Raw genomic sequence first — 18,065 nt, 5'->3', positions numbered from 1 at the left:
GGCGGGAGGCCTCTATTGGATCACATCAGAGATAAAATAGGGGAGGTTTTTAGAGGTGCCCGAAAGAAATTCGTTTTCATAAACGTCCAAATCCAGCCCATTGATGGCAGTGACCGGGATCCCGCTTCCCGACGTATAGATTTTTTTGATATTCCTTGCCGAAATCACGACCCGGGAGCTGCCCATTACAATTCACTCCATGCGCGGGGGTGCGTAGCGGATTGACCTACCGGCCAGAGATAGATACACACCCCAGCAAAACTTTCAAAGATTACTCAAAAGATTATAATATGATGAGACAACACAAGCATAATTGAATATGTATCCCTTTTTTCATATTGATTCTGGCGGTTGGCCCGAAACGCCTAACGGATGGAGCGAAAAAACTATATGATTCTATCAACATGATACTTTGCGGTATACCATACACTTCGGAAAACATATATGTTCATCTTGCTTTCGATTCCAGTGGCCGGATGAGCGCCAGTCCTCATGCGTGATGAGAAAGGAAGCCTCGTGGAAAAAAAACGTATTGCGGTTGAAACGACAGGAGAAGCCTATCTCGCGTTGTTGGGCGAGCGGGGGATTGATTATTTTTTCGGGAACGGCGGCACGGATTTTCCGCCGATCATCGAGGCGTTCGCCAAGCTCAGTGCGGAAGGACGGCTGGTGCCGAAGCCGATTCTGGTTCCCCATGAAATGGCCGCGGTGAGCATGGCGCACGGCTATACCATGGTGACGGGCCGTCCCCAGGTTGTCATGGTCCATGTCTCGGTGGGGACCTCCAATGCCCTGACGGGGGTGATTAACGCATCGCGGATGAATATACCCATGTTTTTTACGGCAGGCCGGACTCCCATCACCGAATCCGGAATGAGAGGAAGCCGGGCGGTTTTCATTCATTGGGGACAGGAATCGTTTGATCAGGCGGCAATGTTGCGGGAGTTCGTGAAATGGGATTACGAGTTGCGGAACTTCGAGCAGCTCGAAACCGTCGTTGACAGGGCACTCGGTCTCGCGGAATCAACTCCGAAAGGGCCGGTTTACCTTTCCCTCCCCCGGGAAGTGCTTTCGGAAGCACAAAAAGAGTTCTCTTTTTTCCCCTCCCGCCGCACCACGCTTCCGACCCGGATACACCCCGATCCGGCCGCGATTGAGCAGGCCGCAGATATGCTCGCCGGTGCCAAACATCCAGTGATTCAAACCGGATCCGCCGGCCGCGACCCGGCCGCCGTGGCCGAGCTTGTCGCTTTGGCGGAGACGTCGGCCCTGCCGGTCTATGAGGATCGCATGAATCACATGTACATGAATTTTCCCACCAACCATCCACTTCACCAGGGATATGACGTTTCGGCGGAGTTTGACAAGGCCGATGTCATCCTCATCGTTGAGTCAGATGTGCCTTGGATTCCTTCGAGAGTTCAGCCGCGGATGGAAACGCGCATCATTCAACTTGGGATTGATCCAAATTTTTCGAATTATCCGATACGCGGATTCCCATCAGACCTTCAGATTCGGTCGGAGACGGCGGCGGGTCTCGTTGCGCTTCGAAGTGCGCTCGAGAAGCGTCTCACAGGGCGTGAAAAAGAACTGGCGGGCCGAAAGGAAGGGTATGCCGCCTCCCACGCCGCCATGCATCAGACATGGTCAGAAGCGGCGCAAAAGGTGTCCACGGAGAAACCGATAGACAACACCTGGGTTTCCAGATGCATCGGAAATGTGATGGAAGACAAGGATATCATTATCAACGAGTACGATCTGGACCCGACCCAGGTGACCTTAACGGAGCCGGGCACCTTTTTTGACCATCCCTCCAGTGCGGGCCTGGGTTGGGGTTTTGGGGCTGCCCTGGGCGCAAAGTTGGCATCGCCCGATCGGACCGTTTTTCTGGCGTGCGGCGATGGCGCCTATATTTTCTCGAATCCTGTGGCTTGCCACTGGGTCTCTCGAGCCAGCAAGCTTCCCATCGTTGTGGTGGTTTTCAACAACGCCACATGGGGCTCTGTGAAACGCAACGCCAAGATGATGTACCCGGATGGTTGGGCTGTTGGACAGGATGCATATGCCTTTACATCCTTGGAGCCTTCGCCCGCTTTCGAAAAAATATGCGAGGCCTCCGGAGGGTATGGCGAACGGGTGGAGGAGCCCGATCAGGTCTTGCCGGCCCTTGAGCGGGCCCTTCGCGCGGTGAAAGAGGAAGGCCGGCAGGCGTTGTTGAACATCATCTGCAAGAAACCTTGATAGGAGTCATGACATGCCGATGTTCGAATATTATCCGTCGCACTGGACAATGTCGTGGCAGTTTTTGCGGCTTGTGTCCGAAGCGCATTTCGGCGGGGGCGATTTTCACGAAGCCCACGACGCCGTGCGGAACATTCCCGCGGGTGATGAGGAAGCCTGGCACCGGGAATGGTATCGGTTGGGAGAGGAAGTTGAAAAGAGGGCGGACGCCGAGCTGGCGCTGGGCCATCGGCTGACAGCACGGGCATGTTATTTGCGTTCGTCCAATTATTTTCGCGTGTCGGAATTTTTTCTGCTTGGCGACAGCCGCAAGATTCCCACCTACAAAAGATGCATCGCGAATTTTGAAAAGGCGGCTTCGCTGTTCGATACGCCCTTTGAGCGTGTGGAGATTCCCTACGAAAATACTGGCTTGCCGGGCTGGTTTGTGCCGGCGAGCGACCGGTCGGGGCCGGTGTGCATCCTTTTGGGGGGGGCCGACACGATTGCGGAGGAGCTTTATTTTCTCGGCGGACAGGAAGTGCTGGCCCGCGGAATTCATCTGCTCCTTGTCGATGGTCCCGGGCAGGGCGCTTCGCTTCGGCTACGGAATCTTTACGCCCGCCCCGATTACGAGGTGGCGGTGTCCGCCATGATCGATTGGCTGATCACAAGACCGGAGGTGGACCCCGAAAGGGTGGGTTTCATCGGGCGAAGCGCCGGGGGCTATTACGGGCCGCGGACGGCTGCTTTTGACGATAGGATTAAAGCGGTCGTGGTCTGGGGCGCGTGCTACGACTGGCTGGCGGATGTGTATGATTTTTACCCTCCCATCCAGCGGCAGTTCCAGTTCCTCATGGGCGCCAGCGACGACAAAAGCTGTCGGGAGATACTGAAGGATTTCACCCTGGAAGGCATTCTGGACAAGGTCCGTTGCCCTGTGCTCGTCAGCCATGGAGAGCAGGACCGCATCGTACGCGTGGAATCCGCCTACCGCACTTATGAAGAATTGACCGTTGCGGACAAGGAGTTGAAAATATGGACACCCGACACCTTGGGTGAGAATCATTGTCAGACGGACAACATCTCCAATGCGGTTCGTTTTAAGATAGATTGGTTGGCCGATCGGTTGTAAGGACGCTGATTTACGTCATCTGATTTTTTCATCGAGAGATGTGTTGATGGTGAAAATTGAAATTCAAGGTGCCAAAAAAACGTTCCAAGAAGGAACGGCGGATGCGGTTGTCGCATTGGACGGTGTGAATCTTTCCATCCAGGAAAAAGAATTTTTGTCGAAAATTGACTCTTCCGTTGCCGTGGGCAGCGTGAACCTGACTTTTTCGCGGGCGTAATTTGATAGAAGCGGAGAATCTGAAAATGGGTCCGAGTTTCCCGAACACTTGAATCCGTATTTTATATGAAGCATACTTTCTGAATCTTTCCGGCGAGCATATTTCTCTTGATAAGTACTTTGAAAGGTGGGTTTCCATGGCCGGTTATCATTTCGGATATCTTCTTCCTACACGCGGCGTCGTCGTTCAAGCGAAAGGGAAGCCCACAAACGCAGCGTCCATATTTTCTCTCGCCCGGAAGGCGGAATCCCTTGGCCTGGATTCCGTCTGGCTGGGTGACAGCGTTTTGGCGAAGCCTCGCCTCGAGAGCTTTACGACCTGGGGAGCCGTCCTCGCTGCGACCCAAAAAGTTCAGGTCGGAACGGCGGTGATGCTCGCGGCGCTTCGCCACCCCGTCATGCTGGCCCAATCGTTGAGCACGCTGGATTGCATGTTTCCGGGAAGAGTGCTTCCCGGACTCGGAGTCGGGCGCCCGGACCTCAAGTTCGAGTTTGAAACGCTCGGCGTACCGCTCCATGAACGGGCACGCCGATTCACGGAGACGGTGGAAATCGCGAAATTGCTGCTGAAAGAACCGAAAGCAAGTTATCGCGGGAAGTATTTTTCATTCGAGGGAGTGGAACTCGAACCCCGACCCCAGACGCCTGGCGGTCCCCCGATCTGGATATCCAGCAACTTGGTGGATTCGGGACTGCGGCGTGTCGCCCGTTTCGCGGACGGATGGATTACGAATTCCATCACGGTGGAGCTTTACAGGCAGTGCTGGGAGAAAATTCTGGAATTTGCGGAAGAGGCGGGCCGAAGCGATATAGAGGATATACCGCAGTGTCTTTATGTCACGATGAACATCAATCCCGACGGAGAAAAGGCCAAAAAAGAATGTGGAGATTTTCTCTCTACGTATTACCACAAGCCTTTCGAAACCGTTCAACAACAACTTTTGGTCATTGTCGGCGATGGTGCTCAGGTGGAAGAGCAGCTTCGCGGATATATCGAAGCAGGCGCTGGGACGTTCGTTATCCGTTTTGCCGGAGGCGGCCAGGAGGAACAATTGGAGAATTTCGTGTCTGAACTTCTTCCGAGGTTCAGCTGATGGTCCTTGAAAATGGAACAGGGGTTTCGAAAGAAATCATCCAGGAGCGCCTCGCGGGTGCCCGGAAATTGATGGCGGAACAAAATATCGATGTTCTCCTCGTCATCGGGCGCTCTTTTTATGATCGGATGGGGAGTCTCACCTATCTGACCAATCATTTCCCCCCGTTCCCGCCGGGCGCGTTCAGCGAAAAAGTCCGCGGCATGGGACACGGTCTGCTGGTGCTGCCGGCCTCGGGCGAGCCCGTACTTTTCGTCGATCACCGGAATTTCCGGCGTGAAATGGTCCATATTGAAGATGTCCGCCCCGAGCCCAATATTTCCCTTTCGGTCATCAACCAACTGAAAAAACTGGACGCGGGAAAGGCACGGATCGGGATTGCGGGGGAGGACATTATGCCCGCCACGATGTACCGGGACATTTCCGAGGAGATGGATGAGGCAACATTCGTCAATGCCAATGCGATTGTGGATGGAATGCGCGCCCGCAAAAGCGCGATCGAGGTCGAATATCTGCGCGGTGCGGCGAAAATTGTGGAAGCGGGATATGAAGCCATTTTTGGGGCCATCCGGCCGGGCGTGCGGGAGAGCGATTTGTGCGCCGAAGGACATGCGGCGGGCATGCGGTCTGGTGCCGATTTTGTCCGCTACGTCCGTGTTCACAGCGGCCCCTGGAGCAGTTGGGGTTCGCGGTGGCCGCAAGCCACGCAGCGGAAGATCGAAGCGGGCGATGTGATTCGCTTCGACTACGTCGGGGCTTTTGAGGGCTACGGATTTGATGTCAACCGTACAGCGGTTGTGCCGGGGAAAAAATTGGATCCCAAAGTGGAAGAAATGCTGGAGCTTTGCGCAGCCATAACGGAAGCCGCCATTTCCGCCGTTCAGACGGGCGTCACCGCAGCGGATGTGCACAATGCCGCCACGCAATTTCTGGATGCGAATGCTGCTGGCGCCGGAAAATATGTATTTCCCATGGCGGGCCATGGAATCGGGCTTGAGACAGTGGAGGCGCCCTTGATCCAGCCGGATAACAATTCGGTGCTCGAGGAAAATACAGTTCTTTGTGTTGAACCCACATTCAACCTGCCCGATGTTGGCGGAGCCAACGTCGAGCAAATGGTCCTGGTGACGAAAGAGGGCTGCGAGCTTCTCACGCAAACGCCCACCCGGCCGTGGCGTGCGCTGGGCTGATCTTCCCTCCTTTCACCTTTGTTTATCAGGCACATAAAAAAAACAACATCTTGTTTTGAGACTGCTTTTGCCGTTTCCTGAAATTACGATTATTATTCCTTGACGATTCAAGGAAGAATCTCACAAACCGCAGGTTGATTTTTTGTCTTCATTTTTTCTTTGAGGAAGTACATCTTTCGTGGCCTCGAGCGACGCTCCCTGGAAGAAATTTCTTCATCTCCCCCCCCTCCTGGCGCTTGCTTGGGCATGCCTGCAGCTCTACTGGGCTTTTTTCGGGATGCTCCACGTTCTCATCGTGCGCCCCCTTCATCTGAGCTTCGCTTTGGCCATAGTTTTTTTGATAAAGCCGGCGCGGAAAGAGGGAACAATCCGTTTTTATGATTACGCCCTCGCGGTTGTGGCGCTGACTTTCGCCGTTCTCTACTCTTGGGAATGGAATTTTCTCAACGAGCGCATCCGCGATGTTGAACCCGTTCCCTTCCGCTACCTCATCGTAGGACCCGTTTACATCCTTCTGATCCTTGAGGCATCGCGGCGGTTTCTGGGATGGGGCATCACGTCGGTGGCGGTCATCGCGCTCATCTATAATTTTTTCGGTCATTTGATTCCGGGCGCCCTGGGCCACCGGTTTATCGAGCTTCCCACTTTTGTGGAATTTCAGGCGCTCAGCGTGGAAGGATTCTTCGGGGTTCCGCTTGGTGTGAGTGCGGAAGTTGTTTTCTATTTCGTTCTGTTTTCAGCGGCGCTTGAGGTGTCAGGCGGCGGCCGGCTTTTTATCGATCTGGCCGTTCGCTTGACGGGAAGCTACCGGGGAGGGCCTGCAAAGGCGGCGATCGTCAGTAGCAGTCTGATGGGAACCATCAGCGGAAGCGCGACGGCGAATGTAGTTGGCACCGGGATTTTTACGATTCCTTTGATGAAGCGGCTTGGCTTTGCGCCGCACTACGCGGGTGCGGTTGAGGCGGTGGCCTCCACGGGCGGCCAGCTCATGCCGCCGATCATGGGAGCGGGCGCGTTCATTCTCGCGGACATGACGGGGATTCCTTATTTGCGGGTGGCTGGGGCTGCCGCGATTCCAGCGGTGATTTACTACATATCACTGTTTTTCATGGTGGATCTGGAGGCCAAAAAGCTCGGATTAGAGGGTTTGCCAAAAAACGAACTTCCCGAGCTCCGCGGCATCTTGCTGGAACGGGGGCTTTTACTCCTCCCCGTGCTCCTGATCATTGGCTACATGATCGCGGGCTTCACTTTGATGTGGTCGGCGACCGCCGCCGCGGTCGGCGTGATTGTCCTCAGTTGGTTGCGCAAGTCCACCCGCATGGGTTTGTTCAAAATTCTCGAGGCGCTCGAAAGCGCAGGCCGGATGACGGTCGCCGTGGCGATTCCCTGCGCGGTGGCGGGCGTCATTGTCGGCATCATCGGAGACACAGGGCTCGGGCTGAAATTTACCGGACTCATTGTAAATCTCTCCGCGGGAAATCTTCTTTTGGCCCTCTCCATGGTTATGGTGGCCTGCATCATCATGGGCATGGGGATGCCGACCGCCGCCGCCTATATCATGGCGGGAACTCTCATGGGACCTGCCCTGGCGAAGCTGGGGCTTCCCATTCTGGCGAGCCATATGTTCATCTACTACTTCGCGATTCTCTCGATGCTGACCCCTCCCGTTGCGCTCTCTTCCTATGTGGCGGCAGGGGTGGCCAAGTCGGGTCTCTCCGAGACAGGATGGAAGGCGTTTCAGCTATCTTTCGCCGCTTTTCTGGTGCCCTATGCTTTCGTCTACAACCCCGCGATGCTGTTCAGCGGAACCCTGGAGGAGACGATTTGGATTTCCTTGAGCACTGCCATCGGGGTTTTCGCCCTGGCCGCTTCGTTTACAGGCCATTTGACCATGCCGCTCAGGCGATGGGAGCGGGTCCTCTTTTTTGCCTGCGCGATCGCCCTGATTGTTCCTGAAAAAATTACTGATTTTATTGGTGTTGTGGCCCTTTTGGGGGTCTGTTTTCAGCACAGATTGCGGGCCAAAAGGCTCGCTACCCCGTAGCTTTCCCGGTCCGCCGATGAAACTTGTCCCGTTTTCGCTGAATGGCGGGACAAGTTCAGCAAAAAATTTGATATAATGAGTAATCTTTACAGATGAACGGCGATTTCGTCCGTCGAAATTTTTCTCGTGGGTATTGAACGGGATATGTGTTTCTACATTCTTTGGAGGTAGGGGTATGAAGATTCATCGTCAGAAATTCATGATCGTTTTGGCCGTTTTCGCGATGACCCTCATGTTGTCCGCCCCGGCGGGGGCCGCCAAGCGGCTGCTGATGGGGAGTTGGAAGCAGGGAAGCGGCTGGCACGTATACTCGGCCACCATGGCGAACATCGTGAACAACGCCAATCTCGGGTTTCAAGTTGACGCTCTGGCCAAGGGCGGCGGTGTGGGCAATCCCGTGAATGTCGGAACGGGAAAGTACGATCTGGCCCTCACCTTCAGCCTGGCGGCCAACTGGGGATACCAGGGGAAGGTCGCCTACAAAAAGGCCTACAATAATCTTCGGGGTCTGATCGGAGGGCTGGATCAGTACTATCTCGGCATCGTCACCACCAACCCCAAAGTGATGAGCATCAGCGATCTCAAGAAGGTTCCGGTGAACTATGTCACCGTTCCCCGCGGCGGCCTGGGGCAGTGGGCGACTCAAGCCATGCTGGGCGCACACGGCATCACCTACGATTCAATTAAAAAAATGGGCGGTTCGGCGACCCATACCGGTTTTGATGTGATTAAAAGCCGGATGAAGGACGGCCAGGCGGACATGCTGAGCCACACCGTGAACGCGGGACATCCGTCACTCACTGCCATCGCGATCCAGAAGAAGCTCCGCTTCCTGGAAGTGGAAGATGAATTCCGCGACAAACTGCTCAGTATCGGTTTCCTCAAGGCCACGCTGCCGGCGAACACCTTCCCGGGGCAGGCCACGCCGCGGAAAACTTTCGGCTTCACGACCTCGCTCATCGCCTCAACGAAAATGGACAACGGCACGGCTTATAAAATCGTGAAAACGCTTCTCGATAACGTCAAGGATCTCCGAGCGGGCCACAAGGGTCTCCGGAGTTTCGATCCGGCGAAGACCGCTTGGCAGGAGGCGCAGAACGGCGCGCCGCTCCATCCGGGGGCTGCCCGTTATTACAAAGAAAAGGGTTGGATGAATTAAGGGGCGAAAGAAACCCCGCCGCCTCATTCAGAGAGATGGGGCGGCGGGCGGTTTTTTTTTCTAACGATCTTTTCAAGACCCCGGTAAATTCGGAGCGCGCAGATGCCCTATCGGTTCGTAGACTTGAGTCTGGTCATGGACCCGAAAGATACGTATGTGCAATTCCCGAGAGACGAGATTTACGGCAAGCCCGCTCCGGGCACGACGATCACACCGATAGCCACTCTGGATGTGGATCACATCTGCAATTTTGGTTTTACCACCACCACCCAAAGCTATACCCATTACGATGCGCCTTTCCATTTTTATCACGACGGTCTGAAGAACGATAAACTTCCCCTCGAGCATATTTGCGGGGAAGCTTGCGTGCTCAAGATTCCGGGAAAGGAAAAATCCGAGTCCGTCACGGCGGCGGATCTCGAGGCCACCGGCGTCGAAGTCCGGCCAGGCGATATCGCCATCGTAAGCACCGGGTGGACCGACCGCATGTGGGGCTCCCGGGATTTCTGGGAGCACATGATCTATCTCTCCACCGACGCCGCGGACTGGCTCATCGGCAAGGGAATCAAGGCGCTCGTTCAGGATTTCATGACCTGCGACTCGCCCCTTTACCCTCCCGAGGAGCGGAAGTGGCCGGCGCCGAACTGGAGCCCGAATCACATCAAGTTTCTCAGCCGCGGCATCTGCCTGATCGAGTGGTGCACGAACATCGGCGCGATCCAGAAAGAGCGGGTTCTGCTGATTACCGGCGCGTTGAAGCTCAAGGACACCGAGGGCGCTCCCGCCCGGGTGATTGCCGTCGAAACCTGGGATGAGGAGCCCCCGCGGGACGGCCTGCCGCCGGTTCCGCCGCTGAAAAAAACCTACACGGATCGCGGCGCCTGGGAGAAGAAATCCTGATGAGCGATCAGAGCCTTCGCGGCTTTCTGGAGATGGTGGAGCGCGATTTCCCGGAGGAGATCGTGCGCATCAAGGAGCCGGTCGCCCTGACCGACATTACTCCCACGGTATTTGAGTTTGAGCAGGCCGGAAGATTCCCCGTCATCGTTTTCGAGTGCGTCGAGGGGCATGAGATTCCTGTCGTGACGAACATCGCGGCGAACCGCCGTCTGCTCGCGGCCTGTTTGGGTGTCGAAACAGCGGACCTCCCCACCGCCTACCGCGAGAAATGCCAGAACTACCTGCCGGTGGAAGTCGTGGATTCCGCCCCCTGGGAAGAAGTAGTCATCGAGGGGGATGACATCGATCTAAACCGTCTCCCCATCCCGCTTCATTTCCCGGTGGACGCGGGACCTTACATCACGGCCGGGCAAATCGTCGCCCGCGATCCCGAAACGGGCGTGGACACGACCGGCTTTCACCGCCTCTTGCTGAAGGGGAAAAACCGCCTCGGCGTCTCCCTCCACTCCCGGCGACGGATGTACGAGTTTCACCGCCGGGCGGAAGCGCAGGGAAAGCCGCTTCCTGCGGCGATTGCGATCGGCATCCACCCGGTTCATTACATGGGCTCCATGGCCTATCACTACCCGCCGGGGGTCCGGAAATACGAGATCATCGGCGCGCTTTTCGGCGAGCCCTACCGCGTGGCGCGCTGCGGCACGGAAGGGCTGGAAGTGCCTGCGGGGGCGGAGATCGTCATCGAGGGCGAAATTCTCAACGATGTCCACGAGCCGGAGGGGCCCTTCGGCGAGTTTACGGGCTATGCCTCCTACCGGAGCACGCAGAACGTTTTTGTCGCCAAGCGCGTTCAGATGCGCAAAGCCCCCATGTACCACAGCGTCGCCTCCGGCACCGCGGCGGATCACATCCTCATCTCCAGCGTGAGCCGCGAGGCGGAGATCCTGAACACCCTCCGCCGGAATTTGCCCAACATCAAGGCGGTTCACGTGCCGCTCTCGGGCGTGGGCGCGCTCATGGCCATCGTTTCCATGAAAAAAACATCGGAGGGTGAACCGCAGCAGGCCATCATGGCGGCGCTGGGCACGGAGTTTTACTGCAAATGCGTGGTGGTGGTGGACGAGGACGTGGACGTCTTCAACGGAGCCGATGTGACCTGGGCGATTTTGACGCGCACGCGCGCCGACAAGGATTTGGTATTCATCCCCGGGGCGAAGGGGGCGATTCTCGATCCGACGTCGGACCCTGAGGTGCATACCCTCACCAAGATTGGGATTGACGCCACGAAGCCCTCCGGGCGCGATTTTGCCGAAAGGCTCTACATCACGGACGAGCAGAGGGAGCGCGTCCGGGGCATCCTGGCAAGCGCCGGAATCAGGCTCTGAGAAATGGCGGGGCGAAGGGTCAAGCTCGGCATATTGCTCCCCACGCGGGGCGTTCTCCTGTGGAACAAGGGCATCCCCGAGGTCGGCCCCGTGATCGATCTGGCGGTCCGCGCCGAGGAACTCGGTTACGATTCCGTATTTGTGGGCGATTCTATCCTCGCGAAGCCGCGGCTGGAGGCACTTTCGGTTCTTTCCGCCGTCGCGGTGAAAACCCAGCGCGTCAAGCTCGGCACGGCGATTTTCCTTCCCTGTCTGCGCCATCCCGTTTTTCTGGCCTATCAGGTGGCGACTCTCGATGTCATCAGCGGGGGAAGGGTGATCCTCGGCGTCGGCATCGGTCCGCCGAAGCCGCAGGAGTGCGAACACGAATTCGAGACGCTGGGCGTACCCTTCCGCAAGCGCATGTTTTACATGCAAGAGCACATGACCCTGATGCGCAAGCTGTGGACGGAGGATAATGTCACCTTCGAGGGCCGCTACTATCGGTGCGAGAACGTGACGCTCACCCCGAAGCCGATCCAGGGGTCCGTTCCCATGTGGATCGCCTCCGCCACGGTCGAGACCGCCTGGCGGCGGGTCGGACGCTTCGGGGACGGATGGTTTCCCAACCGGGTCACCCCAGAGGAGTTTCAGGAGACCTGGGGGAAAATCAAAGAAGAAGCCAAAGTCCACGGCCGCGATGCCGGAACCCCGGCCTGGTACATGACCACCTGTCTCGACGATGACAAGGAAAAGGCGATGAAAAACGGCGAGGAGTTTCTCCTCGACTACTACTACACCCCGTTCTGGGGAGACAGCATCGAAAAGTGGGGGACCTACGGTCCGGCGAAGGACTTGATCGATCGCATCAACGCCTTCATCGCGGCGGGGGCCGAGCACATCTCCCTCCGCTTCACCCACAAGGACCAGATGGCCCAGCTCGAAAGGTTTACTGCGGAAGTTCTGCCGGAATTGAAACTGGACTGAGTTCCGGCCCGCTATCGATCCTCTCCCGGCACTTTCAGCGAGCGGAATTCTCTTTCCAGACCGCCGACGGGCACAGTGGCGTCCATCCCCATTTTCGCCGTTACGCCTTCATCGGCGGAGGGATCGAGGCGGCTTCCCCAGGCGCCGGGAACGACGAAAAGATCCTTGTCGGCTTGAAAGCGGGTGGCCAGCGCCCAGTCCACGTGCGCGGGATCGTGGATGTTGATATCCCGATCGACGCAGATGGCGTGCTTGACGTCGTAATGCGCCGCGAGCGCCGCCATCAGGGCGCTCTTTCCTTCCCCCTCGTTCCGCTTGTCAATTTGAATGACACAGTGGAAGCGCCCGGCGGCCGAGAGCGGAAGGACTACATCCCGCACCGAGGGCACGGCTCTCTGGAGATCGCGCAGGAGCCCGGCCTCTCGGGGGATTGCCCCCATCAAAAGGTGATCGAAGCCCGCCGCGAGGATGGAATAGAAAATCGGATCGCGCCGCATCGAGACCGCCCGCACCCGCAGTACCTCCCGCTCGTCTGCCGGGCTGTAGTAGCCGGGGAATTCACCGAAGGGCCCCTCCCGCAGACGCTCTCCTGGAAGAATCTCACCCTCGATGACGATCTCGGCGCCCGTGGGAACGGGAATCCCGGACCAGGGGGCGGGACAAACCTCAACCGGAGCGCCTTTGAGTCCGCCCGCCGCTTCCAGTTCGTCTTCCCCGGGGGAGAGTACGAGTTGGCTGGCCATGAGGAGCAAGGGGTCGAGCCCCACGGCGACCGCCACTTTCAGCCCTTCCCCCTTTTCGTGGGCGCGCTGAATCATTCCCTTCAAATGCCGGGGGAGAACGAGAAGGCCGAAGAGATCGGGGCCAAGGGCGTGCATCCGGTGGATGGAAACGTTTCCCGCTCCCGTTTCCGGATCGCGTGCGAAGAAAACACCCGCGGAAATATAGGGTCCACCGTCGAGTTCATGGTAGATGGGAAGGGGCAGGAGTTTCAGGATGTTGATTTTTTCAGCGATGGATGTTTCGAGAAAAGGAGCGTCCTCCACTTTTCGTGGAGGGATTCGAATCTGCTGCCGCTGAAGAACCTCCCGCAGGAGATTTTCGGGGGAGACCCCCAGGGCCTCGGCGTACCATTCCCGCCGACAAGCGATGTTGGCGCAAATGGGCATGGAGGGGCCGTCTGTGGCTTCGAAAACGAGTGCCGAATGTCCGTCGTGCTTTTTGCTCACGAGGGCGATTTCGTGTTCCAGACGCACCTTTTCAGCGATGCGTTTCAGCCGGCCCGTGTTTTCCAGATGCTCCAGCCATCCGCGAAGATCAACAATAGCGTCCATGCGGAAATCATCCCATTGTCGGATGGATGCGGTCAAAGAGAAATCGGAATGACCCCTCGATTGCTTGCGGACCGTCAAATTCGCCGGGAATTTCGACCGCATTTTCCCGTGTGGTGCTCCGGGAAATTTTCTGAGAGAATGACAGTTCACCGCAAAATTTATCGGATAAGGGGAGAGGGGAGCCATGGATTACGATGGTATCGTTATCGGCGCGGGGCATAACGGTCTCGTTTGCGCAGCCTATATGGCCCGTTGCGGCCTCAAGGTCGGCGTTTTTGAGGCGGAAGCGGAAATCGGCGGCGGCGCCTCCACCCGGGAGTATCTGCTGCCCGGCTACCGATCCAACATGCACGCCAATTTTTTCATCGGGCTCGACGACTTTCCCATCGTCCGCGATCTGGAACTGGGCCGCTATGGTTTCCGGTATCTCACCCCGGATGTGCAGCACGCCGCTCTCTTCCGGGACAAGACCGCGATTGTGCTGCATCGCAATGCGGAAAAGAGCGCGGCCTCGATAGCGCGATTTTCCAAGAAGGATGCGGACACCTTCCGGGCGCTGCACCAGCGCTACGCGGTGGAACTGGCTCCCCTTTTGCGGAGCTTTCTTTTCCATGTTCCGCTGGCGCCGGAAGAAGTAGCGGCCCGCATCGGCGGTGCGAAAGGACGCGAATTGCTCGCCTTTGCGCCCATGACCATCTCGGAAGCCATTGATGCGCACTTCGAGCATCCCAAGCTGCGGTGCCTCTTCAAGCTTTTCGCGCACGCCATCACGGTGGAAAATGAGCCGGGCACCGGCATGTTCCTCCCCTCGCTATTTTCCACGCAGACCACGCTGGGTCTCCCCCGCGGGGGCGCCCTTGAGTTGCCGCGGGCGCTGGAAAAACTCATCACGGAGCACGGCGGCAGCATTCATAGGGAAAATCCGGTACGCGAAGTTACCCGAGAGGGCAACCGCGCCACCGGCATCGTTCTGGAAAACGGCGAGCGTGTCACGGCCAAACAGTTTGTGGCCAGCAGCCTGAATGCGCCGGTCTCGATCCGCCTCGCCGGGGAAGATGCCTTTCCCTCGGAGGTGAATGAAAAAATGCGCAACTGGGACTGGGGTTTCCATTCCCTGATGACCCTTCATCTCGCGCTCTCCGACCGCCCCCGCTATCTGGCCGAGGAATTCGATCCGGACGTCGGCGAGTCCTACAACGTCATATTCGGGGCGGATACCGACGAGGAGGTGGAGCAGAACGCCCGGGAGCGCCGCGCCGGAAAGCTGCCGACCACGCCGATGGGCAACGGCTCGTGCAACAGCCAGCACTATCCCTCCTATGCCCCCGAGGGCGGCCACGTGGCGTTCTGGTGGCCGGGCGCTCCTTACGATGTGGAGGGGGCGGGGCCTGAAAAGTGGGATGAGATACGCGATGAGATGACCGACCGGCTGGTCGCCGCCTGGCGGGAGTTTGCACCGAACCTGACGCTGGATGTCGTGCGGGCCGCGAAACTCCATACCCCCATCGACATCGAGCGGGGGAACAAAAACATGGTGCGCGGCGCTGTCCGGATGGGGGCGTACAAGAAGGAGCAGTTGGGAATCAACCGGCCGCATCCGCTTCTCTCGGGGATGCGGACGCCGCTGGAGGGATATTACCTGTGCGGCTCCAGCTGCCAGGGCGGGGGGCTGAACGGGGCGCCGGGCTATAACGCGGCCGGTGTGATCTCCGGGGATCTGAACCTGAAGAGGTGGTGGAATCCGCTTCCGGCGCCGGAGCTGACCGCCTGATTTTTGGCGGGGAAAAAGCATTATTCCGCGAGTTTTGCGCGGAAAATGATGGGAGTGAATTTACCATGTTTGAACTTCACCCGCGCCTTGCGCAGGATACCGAATTCATCGCCGCGCTACCGCTCTCGCATCTCCTCCTGATGCGGGATGCCCGCTACCCCTGGCTGATTCTGGTGCCCGCCCGACAGGGGCTAAAAGAGGTACACGATCTCGCGGAGGAAGAGCGGGCCCGGCTCATCGAGGAGATCGCCGATGTGTCGAAGCTGCTCGAGCGTCTTTTCGCGCCGGACAAGATCAACATCGGTGCGCTCGGCAATCTGGTGCCACAGCTTCACATCCACGTGATTGCCCGCCGCGCGGGGGATGCCGCTTGGCCCGGCCCGGTATGGGGACAGGGAGAGCCGGTTCCTTACGTCCCGGAGGAACTTGAAAAAATCCGCGAGGCGTTGAGAAAAAACCTGTAAAAACAGCCTTCTCGGCGGGCTTTGATCGGGAGAGGTCCCCGGGCCCCGGCCGGTTTCAATGCCTTTTTCACACGCTCCGCGGATTTCCGCGGCGTGTCTTTCATTTTCCGTCCGGCCTCCTGCCGGTTTTACGGTTTCTTTATATTTTCATGATATTTATGGGGTGTGGAATTTTTCTGCGATTTGGGAGCGCATCCGGGAATGGTGAACGTGAAAACGGAAACACCGATATTGATTATCGAGGACGAAAAAAACATTGCCACGCTCGTGTCGACGTATCTGAATCGCTCCGGCTTCGGGACGATTCTGGCGCATGACGGGGAAGCGGGAATGGATGCTGTAAGAAACCGCCGGCCCGGATTGGTGATTCTCGACCTCATGCTTCCCGGGATGGATGGCTGGGATGTCTGCAGGGAGATACGCAAGATTTCCGATGTGCCGATTCTGATCCTGACCGCCCGGGAAGAAGAGATGGACAGGGTCCTGGGATTTTCCCTCGGCGCGGACGATTACGTCGTCAAGCCTTTCAGCCCCCGCGAGCTGGTGGAGCGGGTGAAGGCGATTTTGAGAAGGGTGCAATCCGGCGCATCGCAAAGCGGGCATTTACTCCACAGCGGCGACCTTCGCCTCGATGCGGAAAAGCACAAGGTAACTCTCGGGGATCGTCCCGTTTCTCTGACTCCCATCGAATTCAAGCTGCTGGAAACGTTCATGCGGGCTCCCGGGCGGGTTTTTTCGCGCGGAGAGTTGCTTGATCGGATCTACCAGCACGATGAGAGCGTCGTCGATCGGGTGATCGACGTGCACATCGGGAAGCTCAGGCAAAAGATTGAGGCCGATTCTTCCCGGCCGGTTTACGTCCTGACGGTGCGGGGCATCGGCTATCAGTTCGCCGAATCGCCGGGTGCGGAAGACGCGGAGGATTGAGATGAAAAACCGTCTTTTGTGGAAGCTTTTGGGGATCAACATTCCCGTCATCGCGACGGTGATTCTGGTGGTTTGGCTGGCCATTGACATACTTGCGGCCAATTATTTTTCGGAACTCATGGAGAAATATCATATTGCGCCTGTCGAATCCCACGGAATGTTTGTCGAATCCATCCGGCGCTATCTGATCCAGGGCAGTGTTATCGCCCTGGGCTTGTCCGTTGTGTTGAGCTATTTCCTCACGCGGGCGGTCCTGCGGCCGCTGTTGCGGATTTCGGAGATCACGGAGCGGCTGGCATCCGGAAACTATTCGGCGCGGACGGGCATCGCCACGGATGACGAGATCGGACGGCTGGGAAGGGCTTTCGATCAAATGGCCGACAATCTGGAAAAAATCGAACATCTCCGGAAAACGATGATCGTGGATATCGCCCACGAACTGCGGACGCCGCTCACGAATATACGGGGATACTTGGAGGGCCTCTCGGATGGGGTCGTTTCTCCTTCCCGGGAGACGTTCGAAATGCTGGAGCAGGAAATCCTCCGCCTGGTCCGGCTGGTCAACGATCTGCAGCAGTTGACGCGGGCGGATGCCGCCGGCGCTTTTTTGAACCGCGAAGAGGTGCATTTGCCGGAATTGGTGGATCAAGTCTTGGATCTGTACAGATTTGATTTTCAAAGCCGGAATATTTCGGTCGGAAAGAAATTTTCTGATGAGGCACGGTGCGTAAAAGCGGATCGGGACAAGCTGATGCAGGCGCTGAGCAATTTGATCCAGAATGCCTCGAAATACACGCCGATCGGCGGGGCCATCGAAATCTCCGCCGATGTGGTGGCCGATGGAATCATGTTGGCCTTCGCCAATACGGGCGGGGGCATTGCCGAGGAAGAACTTCCTTTTATCTTTGAGCGATTCTACCGTGCGGACAAATCGCGCTCTCGCGAAAGCGGAGGGGCGGGACTCGGCTTGGCCATCGTCAAGAGCCTCATCGAGGCGCACGGGGGAAGCGTCGGCGCGGCATGCGATCGGGATAAGATACGGATTTGGTTGACTTTACCCGCCTAGATACCGGCCCTTTTTTCTTTACGCAAACTTTAAACTTTCTTTATGGCCTCTTTATATTCGGGGGCCATAAAATGCAGAGTGGCGAAAAGCCGCGATGCAGAATTATGGGATTTTCCCTCATCCGTACAGAATCAAAAGGAGAATATCAATGAAAAATCTGGCCCTCGCTGTATTCTTTGTAATGGGAATGGCCC

Annotated in this window: 16 protein-coding genes; 14 read left to right on the top strand and 2 right to left on the bottom strand. The window is 57.4% G+C overall.

Going from position 1 to position 18,065, the window contains the following annotated elements; all coding sequences use genetic code 11:
* Positions 1-12 precede the first annotated feature (12 nt).
* Positions 13-186: a hypothetical protein gene (locus O2807_02460; GenBank protein MDA0999368.1), complete on the bottom strand. Its 174-nt coding sequence runs from the start codon at positions 184-186 to the stop codon at positions 13-15.
* 330 nt (positions 187-516) lie between these two features.
* Between O2807_02460 and O2807_02455 the strand changes: the two genes are divergently transcribed.
* The 10 genes from O2807_02455 (at position 517) to O2807_02410 (ending at position 12,309) form a co-directional block, all read left to right on the top strand.
* Entirely contained in the window at positions 517-2,241 is a 1,725-nt protein-coding gene (locus O2807_02455; protein MDA0999367.1) for a thiamine pyrophosphate-requiring protein, read from the top strand.
* Between the two features lie 13 nt (positions 2,242-2,254).
* Positions 2,255-3,355, top strand: coding sequence for a prolyl oligopeptidase family serine peptidase (locus O2807_02450; protein MDA0999366.1), 1,101 nt, complete (start codon positions 2,255-2,257; stop codon positions 3,353-3,355).
* A gap of 46 nt (positions 3,356-3,401) precedes the next feature.
* Complete coding sequence (locus O2807_02445; protein ID MDA0999365.1) at positions 3,402-3,572, top strand: hypothetical protein; 171 nt, start codon at positions 3,402-3,404, stop codon at positions 3,570-3,572.
* 136 nt (positions 3,573-3,708) lie between these two features.
* Positions 3,709-4,665 (top strand): LLM class flavin-dependent oxidoreductase, encoded by a 957-nt coding sequence (locus tag O2807_02440; GenBank protein MDA0999364.1) that lies wholly within the window; start codon positions 3,709-3,711, stop codon positions 4,663-4,665.
* On the top strand, positions 4,665-5,855 hold the full coding sequence (locus O2807_02435) for a Xaa-Pro peptidase family protein (GenBank protein MDA0999363.1): 1,191 nt from the start codon (positions 4,665-4,667) through the stop codon (positions 5,853-5,855). The genes O2807_02440 and O2807_02435 overlap by 1 nt, the downstream gene beginning before the upstream one ends.
* 178 nt (positions 5,856-6,033) lie before the next feature.
* Positions 6,034-7,902, top strand: coding sequence for a TRAP transporter fused permease subunit (locus O2807_02430; protein ID MDA0999362.1), 1,869 nt, complete (start codon positions 6,034-6,036; stop codon positions 7,900-7,902).
* 175 nt (positions 7,903-8,077) lie between these two features.
* Positions 8,078-9,061 carry a TAXI family TRAP transporter solute-binding subunit gene (locus O2807_02425; protein MDA0999361.1) on the top strand — a complete coding sequence of 328 codons (984 nt, stop codon included), beginning with the start codon at positions 8,078-8,080 and terminating at the stop codon, positions 9,059-9,061.
* 102 nt (positions 9,062-9,163) lie between these two features.
* Positions 9,164-9,961, top strand: coding sequence for a cyclase family protein (locus tag O2807_02420; protein MDA0999360.1), 798 nt, complete (start codon positions 9,164-9,166; stop codon positions 9,959-9,961).
* Positions 9,961-11,343, top strand: coding sequence for a UbiD family decarboxylase (locus O2807_02415; GenBank protein MDA0999359.1), 1,383 nt, complete (start codon positions 9,961-9,963; stop codon positions 11,341-11,343). The genes O2807_02420 and O2807_02415 overlap by 1 nt, the downstream gene beginning before the upstream one ends.
* A gap of 3 nt (positions 11,344-11,346) precedes the next feature.
* Positions 11,347-12,309 carry an LLM class flavin-dependent oxidoreductase gene (locus O2807_02410; GenBank protein ID MDA0999358.1) on the top strand — a complete coding sequence of 321 codons (963 nt, stop codon included), beginning with the start codon at positions 11,347-11,349 and terminating at the stop codon, positions 12,307-12,309.
* An 11-nt stretch (positions 12,310-12,320) separates the two neighbouring features.
* Here the strand turns inward: O2807_02410 and O2807_02405 are convergent, their stop codons facing one another.
* Positions 12,321-13,643: a UbiD family decarboxylase gene (locus O2807_02405; protein ID MDA0999357.1), complete on the bottom strand. Its 1,323-nt coding sequence runs from the start codon at positions 13,641-13,643 to the stop codon at positions 12,321-12,323.
* A 184-nt stretch (positions 13,644-13,827) separates the two neighbouring features.
* Here O2807_02405 and O2807_02400 point away from each other — a divergent pair, with 184 nt between their 5' ends.
* From O2807_02400 to O2807_02385, 4 genes are all read left to right on the top strand, one after another.
* The gene (locus O2807_02400; protein ID MDA0999356.1) at positions 13,828-15,414 is read left to right on the top strand and encodes an NAD(P)/FAD-dependent oxidoreductase; all 1,587 of its coding nucleotides are present in this window, start codon (positions 13,828-13,830) and stop codon (positions 15,412-15,414) included.
* 65 nt (positions 15,415-15,479) lie between these two features.
* Positions 15,480-15,878, top strand: a complete 399-nt coding sequence (locus O2807_02395; protein MDA0999355.1) for an HIT family protein — start codon at positions 15,480-15,482, stop codon at positions 15,876-15,878.
* Positions 15,879-16,079: 201 nt separating this feature from the next.
* The gene (locus O2807_02390) at positions 16,080-16,805 is read left to right on the top strand and encodes a response regulator transcription factor (protein ID MDA0999354.1); all 726 of its coding nucleotides are present in this window, start codon (positions 16,080-16,082) and stop codon (positions 16,803-16,805) included.
* Position 16,806: 1 nt separating this feature from the next.
* A complete protein-coding gene (locus O2807_02385) occupies positions 16,807-17,871 on the top strand; it encodes an ATP-binding protein (protein ID MDA0999353.1) in 1,065 nt (354 codons plus the stop codon).
* Positions 17,872-18,065: the final 194 nt, after the last annotated feature.

It is taken from the genome of bacterium (assembly GCA_027622355.1).
Taxonomy (GTDB): Bacteria; UBA8248; UBA8248; order UBA8248; family UBA8248; genus JAQBZT01.
The sequence above is the reverse complement of the archived record's forward strand: the minus strand, read 5'-3'. Positions and strand labels throughout refer to the sequence as shown.

What these genes read in the sequence shown, in the direction of transcription:
- O2807_02460 (MDA0999368.1), bottom strand. Translation starts at nt 186, where the DNA reads ATGGGCAGCTCCCGGGTCGTGATTTCGGCAAGGAATATCAAAAAAATC.
- O2807_02450 (MDA0999366.1), top strand. Translation starts at nt 2,255, where the DNA reads ATGCCGATGTTCGAATATTATCCGTCGCACTGGACAATGTCGTGGCAG.
- O2807_02445 (MDA0999365.1), top strand. Translation starts at nt 3,402, where the DNA reads ATGGTGAAAATTGAAATTCAAGGTGCCAAAAAAACGTTCCAAGAAGGA.
- O2807_02440 (MDA0999364.1), top strand. Translation starts at nt 3,709, where the DNA reads ATGGCCGGTTATCATTTCGGATATCTTCTTCCTACACGCGGCGTCGTC.
- O2807_02435 (MDA0999363.1), top strand. Translation starts at nt 4,665, where the DNA reads ATGGTCCTTGAAAATGGAACAGGGGTTTCGAAAGAAATCATCCAGGAG.
- O2807_02425 (MDA0999361.1), top strand. Translation starts at nt 8,078, where the DNA reads ATGAAGATTCATCGTCAGAAATTCATGATCGTTTTGGCCGTTTTCGCG.
- O2807_02420 (MDA0999360.1), top strand. Translation starts at nt 9,164, where the DNA reads ATGCCCTATCGGTTCGTAGACTTGAGTCTGGTCATGGACCCGAAAGAT.
- O2807_02415 (MDA0999359.1), top strand. Translation starts at nt 9,961, where the DNA reads ATGAGCGATCAGAGCCTTCGCGGCTTTCTGGAGATGGTGGAGCGCGAT.
- O2807_02410 (MDA0999358.1), top strand. Translation starts at nt 11,347, where the DNA reads ATGGCGGGGCGAAGGGTCAAGCTCGGCATATTGCTCCCCACGCGGGGC.
- O2807_02405 (MDA0999357.1), bottom strand. Translation starts at nt 13,643, where the DNA reads ATGGACGCTATTGTTGATCTTCGCGGATGGCTGGAGCATCTGGAAAAC.
- O2807_02400 (MDA0999356.1), top strand. Translation starts at nt 13,828, where the DNA reads ATGGATTACGATGGTATCGTTATCGGCGCGGGGCATAACGGTCTCGTT.
- O2807_02395 (MDA0999355.1), top strand. Translation starts at nt 15,480, where the DNA reads ATGTTTGAACTTCACCCGCGCCTTGCGCAGGATACCGAATTCATCGCC.
- O2807_02390 (MDA0999354.1), top strand. Translation starts at nt 16,080, where the DNA reads ATGGTGAACGTGAAAACGGAAACACCGATATTGATTATCGAGGACGAA.
- O2807_02385 (MDA0999353.1), top strand. Translation starts at nt 16,807, where the DNA reads ATGAAAAACCGTCTTTTGTGGAAGCTTTTGGGGATCAACATTCCCGTC.